16 protein-coding genes are annotated in these 20,487 nt (G+C 71.1%); 6 read left to right on the forward strand and 10 right to left on the reverse strand.

From position 1 onward, the window contains the following. Positions 1-86: 86 nt before the first annotated feature. Genes ABZS51_RS24690 through ABZS51_RS24700 form a run of 3 tightly spaced genes read right to left on the reverse strand, consistent with a single transcriptional unit; the run spans position 87 to position 3,144 of the window. The gene (locus ABZS51_RS24690) at positions 87-1,430 is read right to left on the reverse strand and encodes a sugar ABC transporter substrate-binding protein (RefSeq protein WP_355445267.1); all 1,344 of its coding nucleotides are present in this window, start codon (positions 1,428-1,430) and stop codon (positions 87-89) included. Positions 1,431-1,432: 2 nt separating this feature from the next. Further along, positions 1,433-2,323 carry a carbohydrate ABC transporter permease gene (locus ABZS51_RS24695; protein WP_310712706.1) on the reverse strand — a complete coding sequence of 297 codons (891 nt, stop codon included), beginning with the start codon at positions 2,321-2,323 and terminating at the stop codon, positions 1,433-1,435. Continuing rightward, a complete protein-coding gene (locus ABZS51_RS24700) occupies positions 2,320-3,144 on the reverse strand; it encodes a sugar ABC transporter permease (protein WP_355445270.1) in 825 nt (274 codons plus the stop codon). The genes ABZS51_RS24695 and ABZS51_RS24700 overlap by 4 nt, the downstream gene beginning before the upstream one ends. Before the next feature lie 389 nt (positions 3,145-3,533). Between ABZS51_RS24700 and ABZS51_RS24705 the strand changes: the two genes are divergently transcribed. Continuing rightward, entirely contained in the window at positions 3,534-4,472 is a 939-nt protein-coding gene (locus tag ABZS51_RS24705; RefSeq protein ID WP_355445273.1) for a carbohydrate kinase family protein, read from the forward strand. Continuing rightward, positions 4,469-5,773, forward strand: a complete 1,305-nt coding sequence (locus ABZS51_RS24710) for an alpha-glucosidase/alpha-galactosidase (protein WP_355445276.1) — start codon at positions 4,469-4,471, stop codon at positions 5,771-5,773. Before ABZS51_RS24705 ends, ABZS51_RS24710 begins: the two co-directional genes overlap by 4 nt. A 116-nt stretch (positions 5,774-5,889) precedes the next feature. Here ABZS51_RS24710 and ABZS51_RS24715 read toward each other — a convergent pair whose 3' ends face one another. Next, positions 5,890-6,669: a DeoR/GlpR family DNA-binding transcription regulator gene (locus ABZS51_RS24715; protein WP_310712700.1), complete on the reverse strand. Its 780-nt coding sequence runs from the start codon at positions 6,667-6,669 to the stop codon at positions 5,890-5,892. Between the two features lie 8 nt (positions 6,670-6,677). Next, on the reverse strand, positions 6,678-7,976 hold the full coding sequence (locus tag ABZS51_RS24720) for an alpha-glucosidase/alpha-galactosidase (protein ID WP_355445279.1): 1,299 nt from the start codon (positions 7,974-7,976) through the stop codon (positions 6,678-6,680). Positions 7,977-8,577: 601 nt separating this feature from the next. Here ABZS51_RS24720 and chvE point away from each other — a divergent pair. From chvE to mmsB, 3 genes are read left to right on the forward strand one after another with little or no spacing between them, the layout of a single operon-like run. Then, the gene (gene chvE / locus ABZS51_RS24725) at positions 8,578-9,705 is read left to right on the forward strand and encodes a multiple monosaccharide ABC transporter substrate-binding protein (RefSeq protein WP_310712697.1); all 1,128 of its coding nucleotides are present in this window, start codon (positions 8,578-8,580) and stop codon (positions 9,703-9,705) included. Between the two features lie 22 nt (positions 9,706-9,727). Next, positions 9,728-11,260, forward strand: a complete 1,533-nt coding sequence (gene mmsA, locus ABZS51_RS24730; protein WP_310712695.1) for a multiple monosaccharide ABC transporter ATP-binding protein — start codon at positions 9,728-9,730, stop codon at positions 11,258-11,260. Between the two features lie 6 nt (positions 11,261-11,266). Continuing rightward, complete coding sequence (gene mmsB, locus ABZS51_RS24735; protein ID WP_355445283.1) at positions 11,267-12,535, forward strand: multiple monosaccharide ABC transporter permease; 1,269 nt, start codon at positions 11,267-11,269, stop codon at positions 12,533-12,535. A gap of 112 nt (positions 12,536-12,647) precedes the next feature. Here mmsB and ABZS51_RS24740 read toward each other — a convergent pair whose 3' ends face one another. The 5 genes from ABZS51_RS24740 to ABZS51_RS24760 form a co-directional block, all read right to left on the reverse strand. After that, positions 12,648-13,481, reverse strand: coding sequence for a carbohydrate ABC transporter permease (locus ABZS51_RS24740; protein ID WP_310712692.1), 834 nt, complete (start codon positions 13,479-13,481; stop codon positions 12,648-12,650). After that, a complete protein-coding gene (locus ABZS51_RS24745) occupies positions 13,478-14,434 on the reverse strand; it encodes a sugar ABC transporter permease (RefSeq protein WP_355445286.1) in 957 nt (318 codons plus the stop codon). Before ABZS51_RS24745 ends, ABZS51_RS24740 begins: the two co-directional genes overlap by 4 nt. A 30-nt stretch (positions 14,435-14,464) precedes the next feature. Next, complete coding sequence (locus tag ABZS51_RS24750) at positions 14,465-15,793, reverse strand: extracellular solute-binding protein (RefSeq protein ID WP_355445289.1); 1,329 nt, start codon at positions 15,791-15,793, stop codon at positions 14,465-14,467. 68 nt (positions 15,794-15,861) lie between these two features. Continuing rightward, entirely contained in the window at positions 15,862-17,997 is a 2,136-nt protein-coding gene (locus tag ABZS51_RS24755) for an alpha-galactosidase (RefSeq protein WP_355445292.1), read from the reverse strand. 242 nt (positions 17,998-18,239) lie between these two features. After that, on the reverse strand, positions 18,240-19,292 hold the full coding sequence (locus tag ABZS51_RS24760) for a LacI family DNA-binding transcriptional regulator (RefSeq protein ID WP_355445294.1): 1,053 nt from the start codon (positions 19,290-19,292) through the stop codon (positions 18,240-18,242). A 163-nt stretch (positions 19,293-19,455) separates the two neighbouring features. On the opposite strand from ABZS51_RS24760, the gene ABZS51_RS24765 reads away from it, so the two are divergent. Then, the gene (locus ABZS51_RS24765; RefSeq protein WP_355445297.1) at positions 19,456-20,403 is read left to right on the forward strand and encodes a CAP domain-containing protein; all 948 of its coding nucleotides are present in this window, start codon (positions 19,456-19,458) and stop codon (positions 20,401-20,403) included. Positions 20,404-20,487 lie beyond the last annotated feature (84 nt).

Consider the following 20,487-nt stretch of genomic DNA (forward strand, 5'->3'; position numbering starts at 1 on the left):
GCCCGGCAGCGGGCCCGGCGGGGCTGCGGCGAGGGTGCGGCGGGGCTGCGGCGAGGGTGCGGCGCACCGCGCGCTCGGGCGGGGCGTCAGTCGTTCGCGAAGAGGGCGTTGACCTGCTGGTTGGCCGTGGTCAGGGCGGTTCGGGCGTCCTTCTGGCCGAGCCAGACCTCCTCCAGCGCCGTGAGCACGATCTGGTTGATCTCGTCGGCGTGGTCGCTGACCGGCAGCAGGAACGTTCCGCCGGGCGCGTCGGCCACCGTGGTGAAGGCGCTGATGTCCCGGTGCGCCGCCTTGTGCGCCGCGATCGCGCGCTGGGTGGACGAGGAGATGGCGGGGAAGACCACGGCGGTGTCCGCGATGATGTCCTGGCAGCCGGTGGAACCGAGGAACTTCACCCACTTCCAGGCCGCCTCGGGCTGCTTGGTGCCCGCGTAGATGCTGTCGGCCAGGCCGTTGAAGGCGGACTTGCGGCCCTGCGGGCCGGTCGGCAGCGGGGCGAAGGCGAACTTCTGCTCCGTGGACTCCAGGTACGACTTGATCGTCCAGGAGCCGGTGATGCCGAGCGCCGCCTTGCCGGAGCCGAGCACCGCGTCGGGACCGAGCGAGCTGACCTTGTCGTACGGCGCCGCGTACCCCTTGTCCATCAGCCCCTTGAACCAGGCGATGGTCTCGGCCAGCTTGGGGTCGTCGTAGAAGTAGCGGGTGCCGAACGGGTTCTTGTCGATGTAGGAGAAGCCGTTGGAGACCGCCAGGTCGCCCCAGCCGTTCTGGCCCAGGCCGTCGTCCTTGAGCTCCGGGGTGATGCCGTACACGGCGACCTTGGACTTGTCGAACCCGGGCTCGTCGCCGTGGCGGCCGGAGCTGTCGACGGTGAGCTTGGCGATGGCCTTCTCGAAGGTGCCGCCGTCCTGGGGGTTCCAGGTGAGGTCGCTCAGGTCGAGCTTGGCCTTCTTGGCCAGGGTGGCGTTGTAGATGATCGCGATCGTGTCCCAGTCCTTGGGCAGGCCGTACCTCTTGCCGTCCTTGAGCCACAGCTCGGCCAGGCCGGGCCGGTACTGGCCGAGGTCGACCTTGTCGGCCCGCACCATGGGCTCGATGTCGAGGAGCTGACCGTTCTTGACGAACTGCGGGTAGTACGACGCCTGCATGGTGATCACGTCGGGGGCGCTGCCGGAGACCATCTGGGTGGTGAGGTTCTGCCAGTACTGGTCCCACGCGGCCTGCGTGATCTTGATGGTGATCCCGGGGTTCGCCTTCTGGAAGGCGTCGGCGCACCGCTGGTAGCCGGCCTGCTGGGCGTCGTCGAAGAGCGCGTACGAGATCGTGACCGGATCATCCGCTGAGCCGGAGCCGCCCGAGCCACCCGAGCCGCCGCCGCATGCCGCTGTGAGCAGCAGCAGCGCGCCCGCCGCCAGATGCGCCTTTTTCATCGCTAACCTTTCATGCCGGAGAACTGGATGGAGTCCACGAGCCGGCGGCCGAAGAAGACCACGAGCAGCAGCACGGGGATGATCGACAGGGCGGAGCCGGCCATGAGGCCGGTCCAGTCCGGCGCGGTGTTCGGTGACTGCTTGAGGAAGATGCCGAGCGCCGCCGTCAGCACCCGGGTCTCCTCGCCGGGGGCCACCAGCAGGGGCCACAGGTAGTCGTTCCAGGTCCAGACCGCGGTGGTGAGGGCCAGGGTGAGCAGCGGCCCCCGGCTCATCGGCAGCACCACCCGCCAGAAGATGAGCCCCTTGCCCGCGCCGTCGATGAGGGCGGCCTGCTCGACGTCGCGCGGCACGCCGAGGAAGAACTGGCGCAGGAAGAACACCGCGAACGGCGTCATGAGCATGCTGGGCGCGACGAGACCCTGGAAGGTGTCGAGCCAGCCGAGCTCCTTGACGAGCACGAAGTTGGGCAGCAGCGTGAAGATCGGCGGGACCATGAGGGCCGCGACGAACACCCCGAACAGCAGGTCCCGGCCGGGGAAGCGGAGCCGGGCGAAGGCGTAGCCGGCCATCGCGCAGAGGATGGTCTGCACGGCGGTGATGAGCCCGGTGTAGAGGACGGAGTTGCGCAGGTAGAGGAAGAAGTCGAGGTCGGCGCCGGATCCGCCGGCCGCCCGCGCCTCCTCCCGGCCGGCCAGGCCGAGCACCCGCTGGAAGTTGAACAGCGTCGGGTGCCGGGGCAGCAGCCCGGCGGTGTCCCCGCTCAGCTCGCGGCCCGGCGTGATCGCCGTGCGGAGCATCCAGTAGAGCGGGAACAGGGAGATCACGATGGCGAGGATCAGGCAGGCCCAGGCGATCGGGCGGCCGATCCGGCCCCGGAGCGGTCTGTTCATGTGAGGTCCGAGGTGGAGGCGCGCAGCAGGCGCATCTGGACGAAGGTCAGCACGCCGAGGACGAGCACGAGGCTCAACGCCAGCGCGGAGGCGTAGCCCATCTTGAAGTGGGTGAACGCCTGCTCGTAGATGTAGTAGTAGACGACCCGGGTGGCGTTGACGGGGCCGCCCTTGGTGGTGACGGCGACGGCGTCGAAGAGCTGGAACGAGTCGATGAGCGACACCACGAGCACGAACGCGAGGATGGGCCGCATCAGCGGCAGCGTGACGCGGAAGAAGGTGCGGATCTCGCCGGAGCCGTCGAGGGCCGCCGCCTCGTAGATGTGCCGGGGCACCAGCAGCATCCCCGCGTACAGCAGCAGCGCCGTGTAGCCGGTGCCGCTCCACGAGGTGATGACGGCCACGCTGGGCAGCGCCAGGTCCGGGGAGGTGAGGAAGCCCTGGTTGGGCAGGCCGACGGAGGTCAGCAGGTGGTTGACGAAGCCGAGGTTGGCGTCGAGCAGCCACATCCACAGCAGGCCGGTGGTCACGCTGGGCACCAGCCACGGGATGAGGAGCAGGGAGCGGAGGGCCAGGGAGCGGGTCAGCCGGTCCAGCAGCGCGGCCAGGCCGAGGCCGGCGAGGAGCTGGATGCCGAGGTTGAGGATGACGTACCCTGCGGTGACCTTGAGCGAGTTCCAGAACAGCGGGTCCTGGACGAGCCGGGCGTAGTTGTCGAGGCCGATGAAGCGCGGTGGTGACAGCAGGTTCCAGTCGGTCATCGAGTACCAGGCGCCGCGCAGCGCCGGATACAGGTAGAACAGGCCGAATCCCAGCAGCACGGGCGCGAGGAAAGCGGCGGCGAGCCGTCCGTCTCCGCGCGTGCCGGGTGCTCGCCGGTGACCTGGCCCGGGGGCGGGCTCACCGGGGACGGGCTCCCTGGGGGCGGGCCCGTGACGGGACGGTGCCGGGCCGGCGTCGGGTCCCGGATGTGGGCCGGTGCCCGCCACCGGTGGGACCCCGGCGGGCGCGGTGCGGGCGCCCGGTCGTCGCAGCATCTCCGAACCTCCTGGGGGGCGGGGGCGGGCCGGTGGAGCGGCCGTGGTTCAGCCCATCATGGCGACTTTCGAAAGCTTGTCAATACCTTCGCGCAATCACCTCTTCGTCGGCAATACCGGATGCATTGCGAAAGTATTGACAAGATAACGAAGGTGCTGGGACCGTCCTCCTCATGGCCCTCTCGGACTTCGACTTGCTCGTCGTCGGCGACGCCAACCCGGACGTGATCGTCTCGGGGGCACCCCGCCGCCCCGCCTTCGGTCAGCGCGAGGAGCTGGTGGACGCCGGCGACCTGGTGCTCGGCGGCTCCGGCGCGATCACCGCGTGCGGCGCCGCCCGGCTCGGCCTGCGCGTCGCCTTCGCCGGCCGGGTGGGCGACGACCCAGCCGGCGCGTTCGTGCTGGACACGCTCGGACGCCGCGGGGTGGACGTCTCCGCCTGCGTGGTCGAGTCCGGCGCGGCGACCGCGCTCACCGTCATCCTGGCCGACGGGCAGGACCGGGCGATCCTGACCGCGCCCGGCTGCCTCGGCCGGACGTCCGCCGGCGACGTGCCGCCCGAGCTCCTCGCGCGCGTGGCGCACGTGCACGTCTCCTCGTTCTACCTCCAGCCGCGCCTGGCCGAGGGGGTGCCGGACCTGTTCCGGGCGGCCCGTGCCGCCGGCGCCACCACCTCGCTCGACACCAACGACGACCCGTCCGGCCGCTGGGAAGGGCTGGAGGAGGTGCTGCCGCTGACCGGCGTCCTGCTGCCCAACGAGCGCGAGGCCCTGGCCATCGCGGGCGTCCCCGAGCTCGGGCAGGCGCTGCGCGAGCTGGCCGCGCGGGGCACGACGCCGGTGGTCAAGTGCGGGGCTGAGGGCGCCCTGACGATCGTGGACGGCGAGCCGCTCCGCGTCCCGGCCCCGCCGCCGCCGGCTCACCAGGGCCCGGCCGGGGTCGTGGACACGGTCGGCGCGGGCGACAGCTTCGACGCGGGCCTGATCGCGTCCCGTCTGCGTGGCCTGCCCGTACGGCGGAGCCTTGAGGTGGCCGTGGCCTGCGGCACCCTCTCCACCCGAGCCGCGGGGGGCACAGCGGCGCAGCCGACCTGGGAGGAAGCCACCTCATGAGAAACCCGAAGATCGTCTTCATCGGCGCGGGCAGCGTCGTGTTCACGCACGGCCTCATCGCCGACCTGCTCGCCTATCCGGAGCTGCGGGAGGTCCGGATCGCGCTGCACGACATCGACCCGGAGCGGCTGGAGGTGGCCGAGGCGGTGGCCCGGCGCATCGCCGCCGCCCGCGGCGCCCGCCCCGAGATCACCGCGAGCCTCGACCGGCGGGCCGCGCTCGACGGCGCCGACTTCGTGATCAACATGATCCAGGTGGGCGGGCACGACGCGACCGTCACCGACTTCGAGATCCCCGCCCGCTACGGCCTGCGCCAGACGATCGCCGACACGATCGGCGTGGGCGGCGTCTTCCGCGCCCTGCGCACGTTCCCCGTGCTGGACGCGCTGGCCACCGACATCGGCGCCGTCTGCCCGGACGCCCTGCTGCTCAACTACACCAACCCGATGGCCATGAACGTCTGGTACCTGGCGAGCAGGGTGCGGCGCGTGGTCGGCCTCTGCCACTCGGTGTACTGGACGATGCACGACCTGGCCGAGCTGCTGAAGGTGCCGTACGAGGAGATCACCTACCTGGCGGCGGGCGTCAACCACCAGGCGTGGGTGCTGCGGTTCGAGCACGAGGGCGCCGACCTGTACCGGCGGCTCGACGCGGCGGTGGAGGCCGATCCGCAGCTGCGCCGGCGGGTCCGGGTGGAGATGTACCGGCGGCTCGGGCACTACCCGACCGAGACGAGCGAGCACTCCTCCGAGTACGTGCCGTGGCTGCTGCACCACGACGCCGAGATCGACCGGCTGCGTATCCCGGTCGGCGCGTACGTCGGCATCAGCGAGGAGAACATCCGCGAGTACAAGCGCACCCGCGACATCGTGCGCCACGGCGGGGAGCTGTCCGTCGAGGGCACCGGCGAGTACGCGCCGCAGATCATCCACAGCCTGGTGACCGGCGTGCCGCGCGTGGTGTACGGCAACGTGGTCAACGACGGCCTCATCTCGAACCTGCCGCCCGGCTGCGTGGTCGAGGTGCCCTGCGCCGTGGACTCCTCGGGGGTCATGCCGACCCGGGTGGGCGCGCTGCCGCCGCAGTGCGCGGCGCTCAACCGGTCGTACGTGAACGTCAACGAGCTGACCGTGCGGGCGGCCGAGGAGGGCCGGCCCGAGCATGTGCGGCACGCGGTGATGGCCGACCCGAACGCCTCGGCCACGCTGTCGCTGGACGCGATCTGGCGGATGTGCGACGACCTGACACTCGCCCACGGCGACCTGCTGCCGGAGTCCCTGCGCGTCACGCTCGCGGACTGACACCACCTCGCCCGGCCCACGCCCGTCCAGCCGCACCCGTCGACCCCACGCCCATCGACCCCACGCCCGTCCACCCCGCGGACGCCCGCCCGGACAACCGGGCGGGCGTTCGCGCGTCAGCCGACGAGGTCCACCTTGAGGCCGCGCTCGCGCAGGACCGCCACCACCGACGCGTCGGCGGACTCGCCGGTGATGAGCAGGTCCACCTCGGACAGCGGGCAGACCGGCGCCATCTCCACCTTGCCGAGCTTGGAGGAGTCGGCGACCACCACGCGGCGGCCGGCGGCGCGCAGCATCCGCTGCTTCATCTCGGCGTCGGGCAGGTTGACGTTCGTGACGCCGGCCTCCGGGTGGACGCCGCCGCAGCCGAGGAACACGGTGTCGGCCCGGATGCCCTCCAGGATGCGGGTGCCGAGCGGGTCGACCAGGGAGTGCTGCTGGCGGCGGAGGCTGCCGCCGGTGACGACGACGGCGAAGCGGGGCAGCGCGGGCTCCAGCTCCAGGGCCGTGCGCAGCCCGTTGGTGAAGACCGTGACCTCGGTGAGGTCGGCGCGGGCGACCAGCTCCCTGGCCACGTACGCGGTGGTCGTGCCGGCCCCCATGAGCACGCTCTCGCCCGAGGCGACCAGCCGCGCCGCCGCCTTGCCGATCAGCGCCTTCTCCACGGCGGCGGTGCCGAGCGACAGCTCGAACGACGGCTCGACCCGCGGCGGCGACCCGGCCGCGACCGCTCCCCCGCGCACCCGGCGCACCCGGCCCTGCTCCTCCAGCGCGTCGAGGTCGGCCCGGACGGTCACGGTGGACACGCCGAACGCCTCCGCGAGCTCGGCCACCCGGGCGAACTCCTGCTCCATGAGCATGCCGAGCATGCGCTCACGGCGCACCTCGGTCGGCATCGACTCCATCATCGGCGGATCGCCTCCGGCAGCAACTCCCCGTGCGCGTCGATCAGCTCGTCGCACATCGCCTCGATGGCGGGCAGCGGCAGCGTCGCCGCGGCGTTCGGGTCGAGCATCGCCGCGTGGTGGACGTGCCGCCGGTCGCCGTCGAGCACGGCACGCACGGTCAGCTCCACGACGTTGAGGAACGTCCGGTGCAGCGCCACGAGCTGGATCGGCAGGTCGCCCACCGGCCGGGGGTGGATGCCCGTGGCGTCGACCGTGGCGGGCACCTCGACGCAGCAGCCCTCCGGCAGGTTGCCAATCAGGCCGCGATTGCGGACGTTGACGTAGACCTCCTTCTCCCGGCCGGTCAGCGTGGCGAGGATCGCGGCGGCGGCCGGCTCCTGGTGCTGCCACCTGATCAGCTGCGGCCGGCCGGCCGACAGCGCGCGGCGCGTCTCCTCGTACGCGTGCATGTCCTGGCCGAGGCGGCGCAGGTACTCCTCCATCTGCACGCCGAGGCGCTCGGTCTCCTCGGCGTGCCGCATGAACCACGGGACGTACTCGGCGGCGTGCTCGCTGGACTGCGTCGGGAAGTGGCCGAAGCGGCGGTACATCTCGGTCCGGACGTGCCGCCCCAGGTCGGGGTCGGCGGCCAGCAGCGCGTCGAGCTCCGGGTAGAGCGAGCGGCCCCCGGCCTCGAACCGCAGCACGAACGACTGGTGGTTGAGGCCGGCGCTGAGGAACGTCACCTCGTCGAGGTCGCGGCCGACGAGGTCGGCCAGGTAGGCGTGGGTGTCGCAGACGGCGTGGCACACCCCGGCGAAGCGCTCGAACGTGGTGGCCTCCTCCACCGCCCAGCCGATCATGGCCATGGGGTCGCTGCAGCTCAGCAGCCACGCGTCCGGGCACAGCTCGGCCATCTCGCGGCCCAGCTCGACGAAGAAGGGGATGGCGCGCAGGCCGCGGAAGATGCCGCCGACGCCGATGGTGTCACCGATCGTCTGGCGCAGGCCGTACCTGCGGGGGATCTCGAAGTCGCGCAGCGAGGCCGTGAACCCGCCCCGGTCGACGTAGCTGATCACGAAGTCGGCGCCGTCGAGGGCGCGCCGCCGGTCGGGGCAGGCGGTGACCACGGCCGCCGAGCCGGCCTCGGCGTCGAGCGCGCGCACCAGCGCCTCGGCCGTGGCCAGGTGGGCGGGGTCGTCGTCATGCAGCACGACCTCCAGGCGCCCCCGCAGCGAGGAGGCGAGGAACAGGTCGGAGAGCACCCTGCGCACGAGTTCGACGTTGCCGGCGCCGACGAAGACGATGCGCGCCATCCTCACCTCCCGCCGCTCGTGCGCGAAGTCCTGCGAAGACCCGCGAAGACCGAAGACCCGCGAAGACCTGAGACTCGCGAACACTACGGCACACCGCGCGGACGCGCACACCACACCTTACGGGCTGCCGCCGGGCCCGAGGCCGCTCGCGGGGGCCGCGTGTTCTCGCTCACATGGGATGATCGCCTGCCCAGGGCCCCGGAGCGCCGGTTTCGGCGGCGGAGCCGGGCCTCACACGTCCTCTACCAGGCACAAGAGCGACCCGGAATGTGAATGGTCTGTTTCCGAGACGTTATCGCACACCGTTGACAGGCAAATTGTTAGCGATAACACTCATGGCCTTAGGCACGTTGTCCTCAACGGCGATCAACGCAGGTGGGGTGTCACGAAATGCCACAAACCGGGCTTATCCTACCGCAGGTCGGTCCACGGCACGTGGGTTTCGGACCATTCCATCGGAGCGCCCACCTGGACGTTCCCGTGCCGGGGACACGACGACCCACCGCTCCCGCCGCGCCACTCGCGGGAGAGGTACCCCCCGCTGTGGCCGGAGGTCCGGCGGCCCCTTCGCGTACGCGCAACCCCGCAAGGAGACACACACATGAGATTCGGACGGATCGCGACGGTCGTCTCAGCCCTCGCACTCACCGCCACCGTCGCGGCGTGCGGATCGAGTGAGAAGACCGTCGACAAGCAGGCGTCCTCCGGCACCACCAGCGGGGCCCTGATCGGCGTGACCATGCCGACCAGGTCCTCCGAGCGGTGGATCCACGACGGGGACAACGTCAAGTCCAGCCTGGAGAAGCTCGGCTACAAGGTCGACCTCCAGTACGCGGAGAACGACATCCCCACCCAGGTCAACCAGATCGAGAACCAGATCACCAAGGGCGCCAAGCTCCTGATCATCGCCTCGATCGACGGCACCGCCCTGACCACGCAGCTCCAGCAGGCCGCCGACAACAAGATCCCGGTCATCTCCTACGACCGCCTGATCCGCAACAGCCCGAACGTCGACTACTACACGACCTTCGACAACTTCAAGGTCGGCGTCCAGCAGGCCACCTCCCTGCTCGTCGGCCTCAAGGTGCTCAACGCCGACGGCTCCGAGGGCAGCGCCAAGGGCCCGTTCAACGTCGAGCTGTTCGCCGGCTCCCCCGACGACAACAACGCCACGTTCTTCTTCAACGGCGCCATGTCCGTGCTGAAGCCGTACATCGACAAGGGCACGATCAAGGTCAAGAGCGGTCAGACCGACTTCAAGACCGTCGCCATCCTGCGCTGGGACCCGGCCACCGCGCAGAAGCGCATGGAGGACATCCTCACCAAGACCTACTCCGGTGACAGCAAGGTCGACGGCGTGCTCTCCCCCTACGACGGCCTGTCCATCGGCATCCTGTCGGCGCTCAAGAGCAACGGCTACGGCACCGCCGGCCAGCCCTACCCGATCGTGACCGGCCAGGACGCCGAGCTGGCCTCCGTCAAGTCGATCATCGCGGGCGAGCAGTACTCCACCATCTTCAAGGACACCCGCGAGCTGGCCAAGATCACGGTCACCATGGCCGACACCGTCCTCAAGGGCGGCAAGCCCGCGGTCAACAACACCAAGGACTACGACAACGGCAACAAGGTCGTCCCGGCCCAGCTCCTCGACCCGATGATCGTCGACAAGAGCAACTACCAGAAGGCCCTGGTGGACACGAACTACTACACCGCCGCCCAGCTCGGCTGACCTCCACCGGTAAGGACCTTCGATGACCGATGACATCCTGCACATGCGGGGCATCACCAAGACGTTTCCCGGAGTGCGCGCGCTCCACGAGGTGAGCCTCTCCGTCCGCCGGGGCGAGATCCACGCCATCTGCGGCGAGAACGGCGCCGGCAAGTCGACGCTGATGAAGGTGCTGTCCGGGGTCTACCCGTTCGGCAGCTACGAGGGGCGGATCGAGTTCGACGGCGAGCTGTGCCGGTTCGGCGGCATCAAGGACAGCGAGGACGCCGGCATCGTCATCATCCACCAGGAGCTGGCGCTGTGCCCGCAGCTGTCCATCGCCGAGAACATCTTCCTCGGCAACGAGCGGGCCAGCCGCGGGCTCGTCGACTGGAACCGCACCAACCACCAGGCCGGCGAGCTGCTGCGGCGCGTCGGCCTGGAGGAGAACCCGGTCACGCAGGTGGCCGACATCGGCGTGGGCAAGCAGCAGCTCGTGGAGATCGCCAAGGCGCTGTCGAAGAAGGTGAAGCTGCTCATCCTGGACGAGCCCACCGCGGCGCTCAACGACCAGGACTCGGCGCACCTCCTCGACCTGCTGCGCGGCCTGCGCGACGAGGGCATCACCTGCGTGATCATCTCGCACAAGCTGAACGAGATCATCGACATCGCCGACTCGATCACGATCATCCGTGACGGGCAGACGATCGAGACCCTGGAGATGGCGAGCGGCCAGGTGACCGAGGACCGGATCATCTCCGGCATGGTCGGCCGCGACCTGGACAACCGCTTCCCGCCGCACGAGTCGCACATCGGCGAGGAGGTCCTGCGGGTCGAGGACTGGACGGTGCACAGCCCGTCGCAGCCCGACCGGCAGGTCGTCTCCAAGGCCAGCCTCACGCTTCGCCGGGGCGAGATCGTCGGCCTGGCCGGGCTCATGGGCGCCGGCCGTACCGAGCTGGCGATGAGCCTGTTCGGCCGCACCTACGGCGTCGGCATCTCCGGCCGCGTCTTCAAGGAAGGCCGCGAGGTGCACATCCGCAACGTGCAGGACGCGGTGCGGCTCGGCATCGCGTACGCCACCGAGGACCGCAAGCGGTACGGCCTCAACCTCATCGAGGACATCAAGCGGAACATCTCCTCGGCGAGTCTCGGCACCCGGCTCAGCAAGCGCGGCTGGGTCAACGAGAACGAGGAGTACAAGGTCGCCGAGGAGTTCCGCCGCAGCATGAACATCAAGGCGCCCAGCGTGCAGAGCATCGTGGGCAAGCTGAGCGGCGGCAACCAGCAGAAGGTCGTGCTGTCGAAGTGGATCTACACGGATCCCGACGTGCTCATCCTCGACGAGCCCACCCGCGGCATCGACGTCGGCGCCAAGTACGAGATCTACACGATCATCAACCAGCTCGCCGACGAGGGGAAGGCGGTCCTCGTCATCTCCTCGGAGCTGCCGGAGCTGCTCGGCCTGTGCGACCGCATCTACACGCTGTCGCAGGGCCGGGTCACCGGTGAGCTGCCCCGCGAGGAGGCGACGCAGGAACGCCTGATGCATCACATGACCATGGGACAGGAGTAAGTCCGGATGAGCAGCAGTACGATCCCCGCCGACCTCCAGGCGGGTTCGGGACGGGACGACAAGGGCGAGCAGAGCCCGCCCGGGCGGCTGAAGCTCGGCGGCCTGTCCATCAACATCCGCCAGAGCGGCATCTACATCGCGTTCGCGCTGATCGTGGTGCTGTTCTCGGTGCTGACCGACGGCGCCCTGCTCCAGCCGCAGAACATCTCCAACATCGTCGTCCAGAACTCCTACATCCTGATCCTGGCCATCGGCATGATCCTGATCATCATCGCCGGGCACATCGACCTGTCGGTCGGCTCGGTGGTGGCGGTCACGGGCGCCGTGTCGGCCGTGCTGATGGTGAACTACGGGGTTCCCTGGCCGATCGCGCTGGTGCTCACCCTGGTGGTGGGCGGCCTGATCGGGGCCTGGCAGGGCTACTGGATCGCCTACTTCGGCATCCCGTCGTTCATCGTGACGCTCGCCGGCATGCTGCTGTTCCGGGCGCTCACGCTGACCGTGCTCGGCAACCAGGGCATCGGCCCGTTCCCCGACGCAGTGCGGACCCTGTCGAACGGCTTCACCGACAGCTACCTGGGCAACGTCGGGCTCGGCCCGCTCGGCGGCGCCGACCTGTTCAGCCTGCTGATCGGCGTGCTGGCCATCGTCGGCATGGCCAGCGCCCAGTGGCGCACGCGCACCGCCCGCGCCGGCTACGGCCAGAGCGTCGATCCGCTGCCGGTCTTCGCCCTGAAGATCGTCGCCGCGGCCGTCCTCATCATGGCCGTGGTGGTGCAGCTCGCGCGCTTCCGCAACCTGCCGTGGGTGCTGGTGCTGCTGGCCCTGCTGGTGCTCGGCTACTCGCTGCTGGCCAACCGGTCGGTGTTCGGCCGCCGGATCTACGCGGTGGGCGGCAACCTCCAGGCGGCGGTCCTGTCGGGCATCAAGGTCAAGTCCGTGGTGTTCTGGATCTTCGTCAACATGGGCGTGCTGGCGTCCGTGGCCGGCATCATCTTCGCCGGCCGGCTCAACCAGGCGGGTCCGACGGCCGGCAACTCGTTCGAGCTGGACGCGATCGCCGCGGCCTTCATCGGCGGCGCGGCCGTCCAGGGCGGCGTCGGCAAGGTCGTCGGCGCCATCACCGGCGGCCTGATCATGGGTGTGATCAACAACGGCATGTCGCTCATCGGCTCGCCGAGCGAGCGCGTCATGCTGGTCAAGGGCATCGTCCTGCTCGCGGCGGTCGCCTTCGACGTGTGGACGAAGCGGCGGGCGGGCGCGGCCGCGCGCTGACCTGTCGCACCGGGTGAGGGGCGGGCCGGATGGCCCGCCCTTTCCCATGCCCGCCGTCACTTGCCCGCCGTCACTTGCCCGCCGTCACTTGACCGCCGTCACTTGCCCGCCGTCACTTGACCGCGCCGCCGGTGATGCCGGAGATGATGCGCCGCTGGGCCACCGCGAACACCACCAGCAGGGGCAGGCTCATGAGGATGATGTACGCGAAGATCAGGTGCCAGTTGTTGAGGTAGAGGCCGGCGTTGGCCACCTGGAACAGGTTCAGCGGCAGCGTGTCGAGCCGGCCCCCGACGACGAAGAAGGCGTAGAAGACGTCGTTCCAGACGTACAGGCAGATGAGGATGGTGGCGGTCGCGAGCACGGGCCGCAGCATCGGCAGGATGACGGAGAAGAACACGCGCGCCGGGCCGGCCCCGTCCATGCGGGCCGCCTCCTCGATCGACAGCGGCACCGTGCGCACGAACCCGGTGACGAAGAAGATCACCGTGGACAGGTAGATGCCGACGTAGACGCCGACCATGCCGACGGCGCTGCCGGCCAGGCCGAGCTGCCGCAGCAGCAGCACGATCGTCACCACGGCCGGGGGCAGCACGATGCCGCTGATCGCGAACGCGTAGAGGACGGCGTTGAGGCGGGTGGCCCGCCGGGCCAGCACCCACGACGCCATGGAGCCGAACGTCAGCACCAGCGCGACCGACGGCGCGACGACCAGCACGCTGCCGAGGAACGCCTTCGGCACGTCGCCCTGCTGCCACACCTGCGCCAGGTTCTCCCAGAGCAGCCACCGGGACGGCAGCGACAGGTCCGGCGACAGGGCCTCGCCCTGGGACTTGGCCGCCGTCACGACGACCAGCCACAGCGGCAGGCCCATGACGAGCACGACGAGGGCGACGACGGCCGGCGGCCGCAGCCGCGCCGCGACGCCCCGGGCGGGGGATGTCACAGGATCTCCTCCCTCTTGCGCAGGACGCGGATGACCGGGAAGGCCAGCAGCGCGACCATGAGGAACAGCACCAGGCTCATCGTGGTGGCCTGCGCGAACAGGCCCTGGCCGAAGGTGCGGTAGATGAAGATGTTCAGGATCTCGGTGCTGCGGGCGGGGCCGCCGCCGGTCGTGGCCTGGACGATGTCGAAGCCGTTCATGGAGCCCAGCAGCGCGGTGGCCACGTTGAAGGTGACCGCCGGCGCCAGCAGCGGGAAGCGGATCGACCAGAACGCCTGCCGGCCGGTGGCGCCGTCGATGCGGGCCGCCTCCGTGACGTCCTCGGGGATCGTCTTCAGCCCGGCCAGGTAGATCAGCATGGACAGGCCCATCCACTTCCAGGCGTGGATGACCGCGACGACGACCAGGGTCCAGGTGGTGTCGCCCAGCCACGGGATGGTCACCGGCGTGCCGAGCAGGCCGCCGAGCAGGTCGTTCAGGCTGCCGTCGGGCTTGAGCAGCGCCTGGAAGACGTAGCCGACCGCCAGCGCCGACATGAGCACCGGGATGAGGAACACCAGGCGCGCGGCCCGGTTGAGCCAGGTGTCGCGCTCCAGGAGGACGGCCAGGCCGAAGCCGAACAGGTTCTGGAACACCGCGACCAGGACGGCGTAGACCAGCGTGACGCGCAGCGCGCCGTACATGGTGCCGTCCGACAGCAGGTCGGCGAAGTTGTCCCAGCCGACCGGGCGGATGTCGCTCTTGAAGCTGGACCAGTCGGTGAAGGCGTAGACGAAGTTGAACAGGGTGGGCAGGAAGAAGAAGACGAACAGGATCGCGAAGGCGGGCGCCAGGAACCACATGGGGTGGGTACGGCGTCCCGCTCCGGCGGGGGTGGCCCGCCGGCTCGGGCGCGCCTGGCGGGCGGGCACGGGCCGGGCGGCGGTGTCGGGTGCGCGCGTCTCGGTCGGCACAGGTCGCTCCTCGCCTGGGGGATGGGGGGGTCAGAAGCCGGAGGCGCCGGCCGCCTTGGCGAGCTGGGCGAACTGCTTCTGCGTGGCCGCCGCCACCTGCTCGGGCGTGAGGCTGCCGGTGATCATGTCGGCCAGGTTGAGGTACAGGTCGGGGTTGGCCACGGCGAGCGCCTGCATCGAGCCGACCGCGCCGCCCAGCGACTTGTGCACGTCGAGCAGCGCCTGCGGCACGCCGGCCGGGGTGGGCACGTCGGTCTTCAGCGACACGGTCTTGCGCGCGGTGACGAACTCCTGGTAGCCGGGGCCCATCCAGTACGCGAGGAGCTGGCGGGCGGCGGCCTCGCGCTTGGCGTCGCCGGTCCTGAACGCGACCAGGGCGTTGGACTGGTCGGGGATGAAGGTGCCGACGTTGCCGGACGGGGAGATCGGGAAGAAGCCGATCTTCTTGTCCAGCGTCGCCGTGTCGGCCTTGGCCTGGAGCTGGCCGAAGAACGAGTTGACCTGGACGGCCATGGCCGCCTTGCCGGACAGCAGCGCCGCGCCCTGGTCCTCGAAGGTGGCGGTCTTGATGTCGGGGTTGAACAGTCCCTCGCCGATCAACGCCTTGTACTTCTTGATCGCGTCCAGGATGGTCTTGTCCTCGAACGTCTCCTTGCCGGTGTTGACCCGGTCCCAGAGGCCGTCGCGGGCGGCGTCGGCGAGCTGGACCTGCACCCACCACTGGGTCGCCCACTTGTCGCCGGCCATCTCGAAGAAGGGGGTGACGCCCTTGTCCTTGAGCGTGCGCGCGACCTGGAGCATCTCGTCGAAGCTCTTCGGCGTCTCCTTGACGCCGGCCGCGGCGAAGACCTCCTTGTTGTAGTAGACGCCCTCGACGGCCGGGCTGGTGACGAGCGCGGCGTAGCGGGTCTTGTCCAGCAGTCCCGTGATGTCTCGCAGTTCGGGCGACAGCGACGGCAGCCAGGGGGCGTCATCGAGGGGCTGGAGGTTGGCGCGGGCGTTCAGGGCGGTCAGCATGGACGCGGTGGGTTGCCAGAAGGCCAGGTCGGGCTTGTCGCCGGTGGCCACCTTGGTCTGCACGCCCTGCTCGTACGGGTCGGGGATGGTGACGACGTCGACCTTGGCGCCGGTGGCCTTGGAGAAGGCGGCCGTCACCTGCTCGGGGACGGTGGTGCTGTTCTGCGCGGCCCAGATGGTGAGGGTGACCCCGTCGAGCCGGCCCGTCGGGGAGGGCCAGGCCGCAGCGGTCGCGCCCGCCGCGGGCGCGGGCCCGGAGGCGGGATCGCTGCACGCGGTGAGGGCGAGCAGTGCGGTGGCCGCGACGGTGGCGGCGGTGGTGACGCGCGGTGCCAGTTTCACGGTGTGGTTCCTTTGTCCGTGTCCGCCACTATCGTGCCGGACAATCCCATTGGGGGGCAGATGGGGTCTTACTGAGAAGAGGGCTCGCGGAGTTCCAGGACGCGGGCGGTCGGGGCGGCGACCGCGCAGGTCAGGGTCAGCTCGCCGGTCGCGGGGTTCCAGGAGTGCTCCCAGCCCGTCGCCTGGCGGGGGTAGGCGATCCGCACCTCGACCCGCCGGCCGGCGAGGTGCGGGAACGACAGGACGGCGCCCTCGTCCGCGCCCGGCCTCCGCCAGACGCCGACGTGCGTGACGTCGCCGGCGCGCAGGCCCAGCGCCAGCCACGGATCCTCCCAGCCGGGCAGCCCGAGCGGCCAGCAGGGCGCCGACGCGACCAGGTCGGCCCGTAGCGCCTGGTGCAGCCGCACCCCCTCGCTCACGAGCGCGAGCCGCTCCGGGCCCATCGCGTCCAGGTGGCCCGACAGGTAGAGCCGGCCGAGGATGCCGGTGCACATCGTGAACGCGACCTCCTCGTCCGTCATGTCCGGCTGCGGGTACGCCCAGTTGGCCGCCTGCTCGGGTGTCATCGCCAGCGGCGCGGCCACGGCGATCGGCGGGTAGCGCAGGAAGTCCTCCTGGTCGCTGGTGGACTGGAGGTTCAGCCGCGACAGCATCGCGAAGTCCATCCGCATCGCGCCCGACGCGCAGTTCTCCAGCACCAGCCCCGGATGCCGGTCCAGGACGCCGTCGATCCAGGCCAGGTGGGCGCGGTTGTGGGCGAGCAGGCCCGCGCCGGCGCTGGTGGCGTCCACGTCGGTGCCCGCGCCCGGGTTGATGTTGTAGTCGAGCTTCAAGTAGCCGACGCCCAGCTCCCCCACCAGCCGGTCCACCACGCCGTCGAGGTGCTCGACGGCGGCGGGGTGGCGCAGGTCCAGGTGGTAGCGGCCGTGCTCGGCCAACCGCTCGCCGCCGCGCTGCAGGAACGCCTCCTTGGGCAGCTCGTCGGCCATCGGGCTGCGCACGCCGATCACCTCCGGCTCCAGCCACAGGCCGGGCGTCATGCCGTGGGCCCGGATGTGCCCGAGCACCTCCTCGACGCCGCCCGGGAACCGGGTCCGGGACGGCCGCCAGGCGCCGACGCTGTCCCACCAGCCGCCGTCCTCGTCGTACCAGCCGGCGTCCACGCAGAAGACCTCGGCGCCGGCGGAGGCGGCGGCCTCGACCAGCGGGAGCAGCCTGGCGGTGGTGGGGTCGCCCATGAGGGTGTTCATGTAGTCGTTGAAGACGACGGGCAACGTGTCGCGGTCGGGGTGCGGGCGGCGCAGCGCGCGGCGGTGCGCGGTCAGCGCGGCGACCGCCTCCTCCAGCGGGTCCCGCTCCTCCAGGCCGGCGCCGTTCCCCGCCGCGACGGCCACCGAGACGGGGACCGTGGTGAACGACTCGCCGGGGGCCAGGGTCTGGCTCCACTGGTGGTCGAGGTCGGTGGGTCCGCTCACGGCGACGTACACGCCGTCCTGCCGCGCGCCCGTCTCCCAGCGCCACGCGCCGTTGTGCTCGATCTGCCACACCCACGTCTGGCCGGTGCCCCGGTCCACCAGGCCGCCCATCGGCACGTGCCGGCCGCTCGACCAGGTGCCCGAGCTGGTCAGCGCGAACGCGCCCCGGCCGTGCTGACCGTGGCCCTCCAGTCCCAGGGCCGGGACCAGCTCGCCGAGGGGGCGCCGGGTCCAGCGGCTCTCCCCCAGCCACTCGCTGTCGGCGTACAGGACGTCGAGGTCGCCGGCGTGGCGGCCCAGGAAGCCCGCCGCGAACGTGGTGACGGCCAGCAGCAGCACCGGGGCCGTCCCCTGGTTGGTCACCCGGACCTGGGCCTGGCAGGCTGACACGCCCTCGTACGAGCGGAGCGTCAGCTCGGCGGCCAGGCCGGAGGCGTCGTCGCGCATCGCGAGCCGCAGCACGTGCCAGCCGCCCTCGCGGGACTGCTCGGCCCCCGCATACCTCAGGCGGCAGCCCACGGCGGTCTCCGACAACCGCTGCGACGCCCGCGCCCGGCCTGCCCCCGGGAGCAGCACCTCCACCAGCGGCTGCGCCGGAGCCCCCGCGGGCCCGGCCGCCCCGCCCGGCGCCAGCCGCCGCAACGCCACCGCCCGGTCGGGGTGGATCTCCACCACCGCCGTCAGGGCGTCATGGCCCCAGCGCAAGGTCTGGATCACGTCAGCGGGCATCACACATCTCCTCGGATACGGTCCATGTGACCGGTCACATCACTCCGTGGCGTAAGTGTGAGCGGTAACACGAACAAAGAGGAACCCTTCTTTGCCGGATTGTTACCACCGCGTTTCCGAGGCCCGCAGCGGCTCCGGACGCGGAGGCGGCGGAGCGGCGGAGGAGGCGGAAGGGGGGAGGCGGCGGCGGGGGAGGCGCAGGGGGCCCGTGGTCGCGGGTCAGGGGCTACCGGTGGCGCCGGTCAGCGGAGCGGGCGTGGCGGGGCCGTGGACTCGCGGATGATCAGGCGGGGCGGGGTCAGTGTGAGGGTCGGCTGGGGTTGGGCCAGGAGTTCGGCCACCGCGGCGCGGAAGCACGCCTTGCCCAGCCCCGCGAAGTCCATCCGCACCGTCGTCAGCGCCGGCGTCCAGTAGGCCGAGCCGGGGATGTCGTCGAAGCCGACGATGCTCACGTCCCCGGGCACGTCCCTGCCCGCGTCGTACAGGGCCCGGCGTACGCCCTGGGCGATGTCGTCGTTGCCGCACAGCACGGCCGTCACCTCCGGGTCCGCCGCCAGGCGCCGTCCGGCCTGGTAGGCGCCGGCGACGTCCCAGCCGCAGTCGATCACGGCCGGCACCGGCGCGCCCGCCTGCCGCAGCGCGTCGTGCCAGCCGGTGTGCCGCCCGCCGGAGCGGCCCTCCGAGGGGATCGCGACGTGGTGGACGGTACGGTGCCCGAGCCCGAGCAGGTGGCCGGTGGCCTCGGCGGCGGCGCCGCGATCGTCCAGGGCGATGGCGACCCGGCCCGTGTCGGGGGCGGCCGGCTCGGTGGCGGCGACCGCGGGGATGTGCCGGGGCAGCGCCTCCAGCACCGCCGCGCCGGACGGGTCGAACGCGATGACCACCACGGCCCCCGCGCTGGGGTCGCTGACGTAGTCGACGGTCTGCTTGACGTCGCCGGGCGCCTCCGACTCGACCACCCGCACCCCCACGGCCATGCCCTCCACCCGGGCCGCCTCCTCGATGCCCTGCAGCGTCGAGGCGTAGCCGTACAGCATGGTGTCGGACATGACGACGGTCACGCCGTGGGCGCGGCCGAGGCCGAGGGCGCGCGCGGCGCGGTTGGGGCGGAACCCGAGCCGGTCGATGGCCGCGAGCACGGTGGCGCGGGTGTCCGCGCTCACCCGGGGCGAGTCGTTGAGGACCCGGGAGACGGTCTGGTGGGACACGCCCGCGGCGGCGGCGACGTCGCGGATGCTGGGGACGGCGCCGCCACGGGAGGCCGCGCGTGCCTCGCGCCGGGGGCTGCTGGTCACGATCACATCGTAGGCCGCCGGGCACCGCGCCGCCGACCATCCCCGCCAGTCACTTTCACCCCTTGCGTCCAGCGAATATCTGAAAGTTCATGACACAGGTGTCAGATGCCGACAGAATGCGGAGTCCATCCAGCCTTACCGCAAAACTGGAGGGAAACCCCATATGCGTAGACCCCTAGGGGTACTCGCCGGCCTCGTCAGCGTCGCGGCCCTGTCCGCGCCCGTGGCCACCGCTCACGCCGAGTCGGCGACCCTGGCCGCCTGCCGGCTGACCGTGAACCAGCCCGCCCTCACCGCCGCCGGCCGGATCCAGGCCTCCGCCGCCCGGCTGGAGTGCACCCGTCCCGGGCTGGTCCGCGTCCGCATCCTGCGCGCCGTGCCGGGAGACGACCGGGTCGTCAAGAGCGCCGCCGCGCGGGGCCGGGTCAGCCGCGTCACCGTCGCGATGCCGTGCGTGCCCGGCACCTACTACGCCACGGCCACCGACTATCGCGGCCACGCCGGCAAGTCCCAGGCGGTCAAGCTCACCTGCTCCCCCGGCGCGACCCCGACGCCCACCGCCACCTCCTCGACCAAGCCGACCCCGACGCCGACCTCGACCTCGACCTCGGTGCCGACGACGAGCACCACGCCGTCCCCGAGGCCCACGAGGACCGCCACCCCGACCCCGACCGCCACCAGGACCCCGACCCCCACCTCCACCGCGACGTCCGGCACGGTCGGCACCGCGGACGAGAACGAGGTCGTCCGGCTGACCAACGCCGAGCGGGCCAAGGGCGGCTGCCAGCCACTCAAGCACGACCCGCAGCTGCGCAAGGCCGCGTTCGGCCACTCGGCCGACATGGCGGAGCAGGACTACTTCAGCCACACCTCCAAGGACGGCCGCAGCTTCATGGACCGCATCCGCGGCGCCGGCTTCACCGGTGGCACGGGCTGGGCGGAGAACATCGCCATGGGCCAGCCGACCCCGGCCTCGGTGGTCCAGGCGTGGATGAACAGCTCCGGCCACAAGGCCAACATCATGAACTGCAAGTACACGCTCATCGGTGTCGGCGCCGCCAAGAACTCCAAGGGCCAGATCTACTGGACCCAGGACTTCGCCGCCCGCTGACCGCCGTGCCCTCCTCTGAGGGACGGTCCTTCCCCGCGCCCGGGCCTGGGCGCGTGAACGCCCCGCGACGGACTCCCGTCGCGG

The sequence above is a fragment of the Nonomuraea sp. NPDC005501 genome, from assembly GCF_040605905.1.
Lineage (GTDB): Bacteria > Actinomycetota > Actinomycetes > Streptosporangiales > Streptosporangiaceae > Nonomuraea.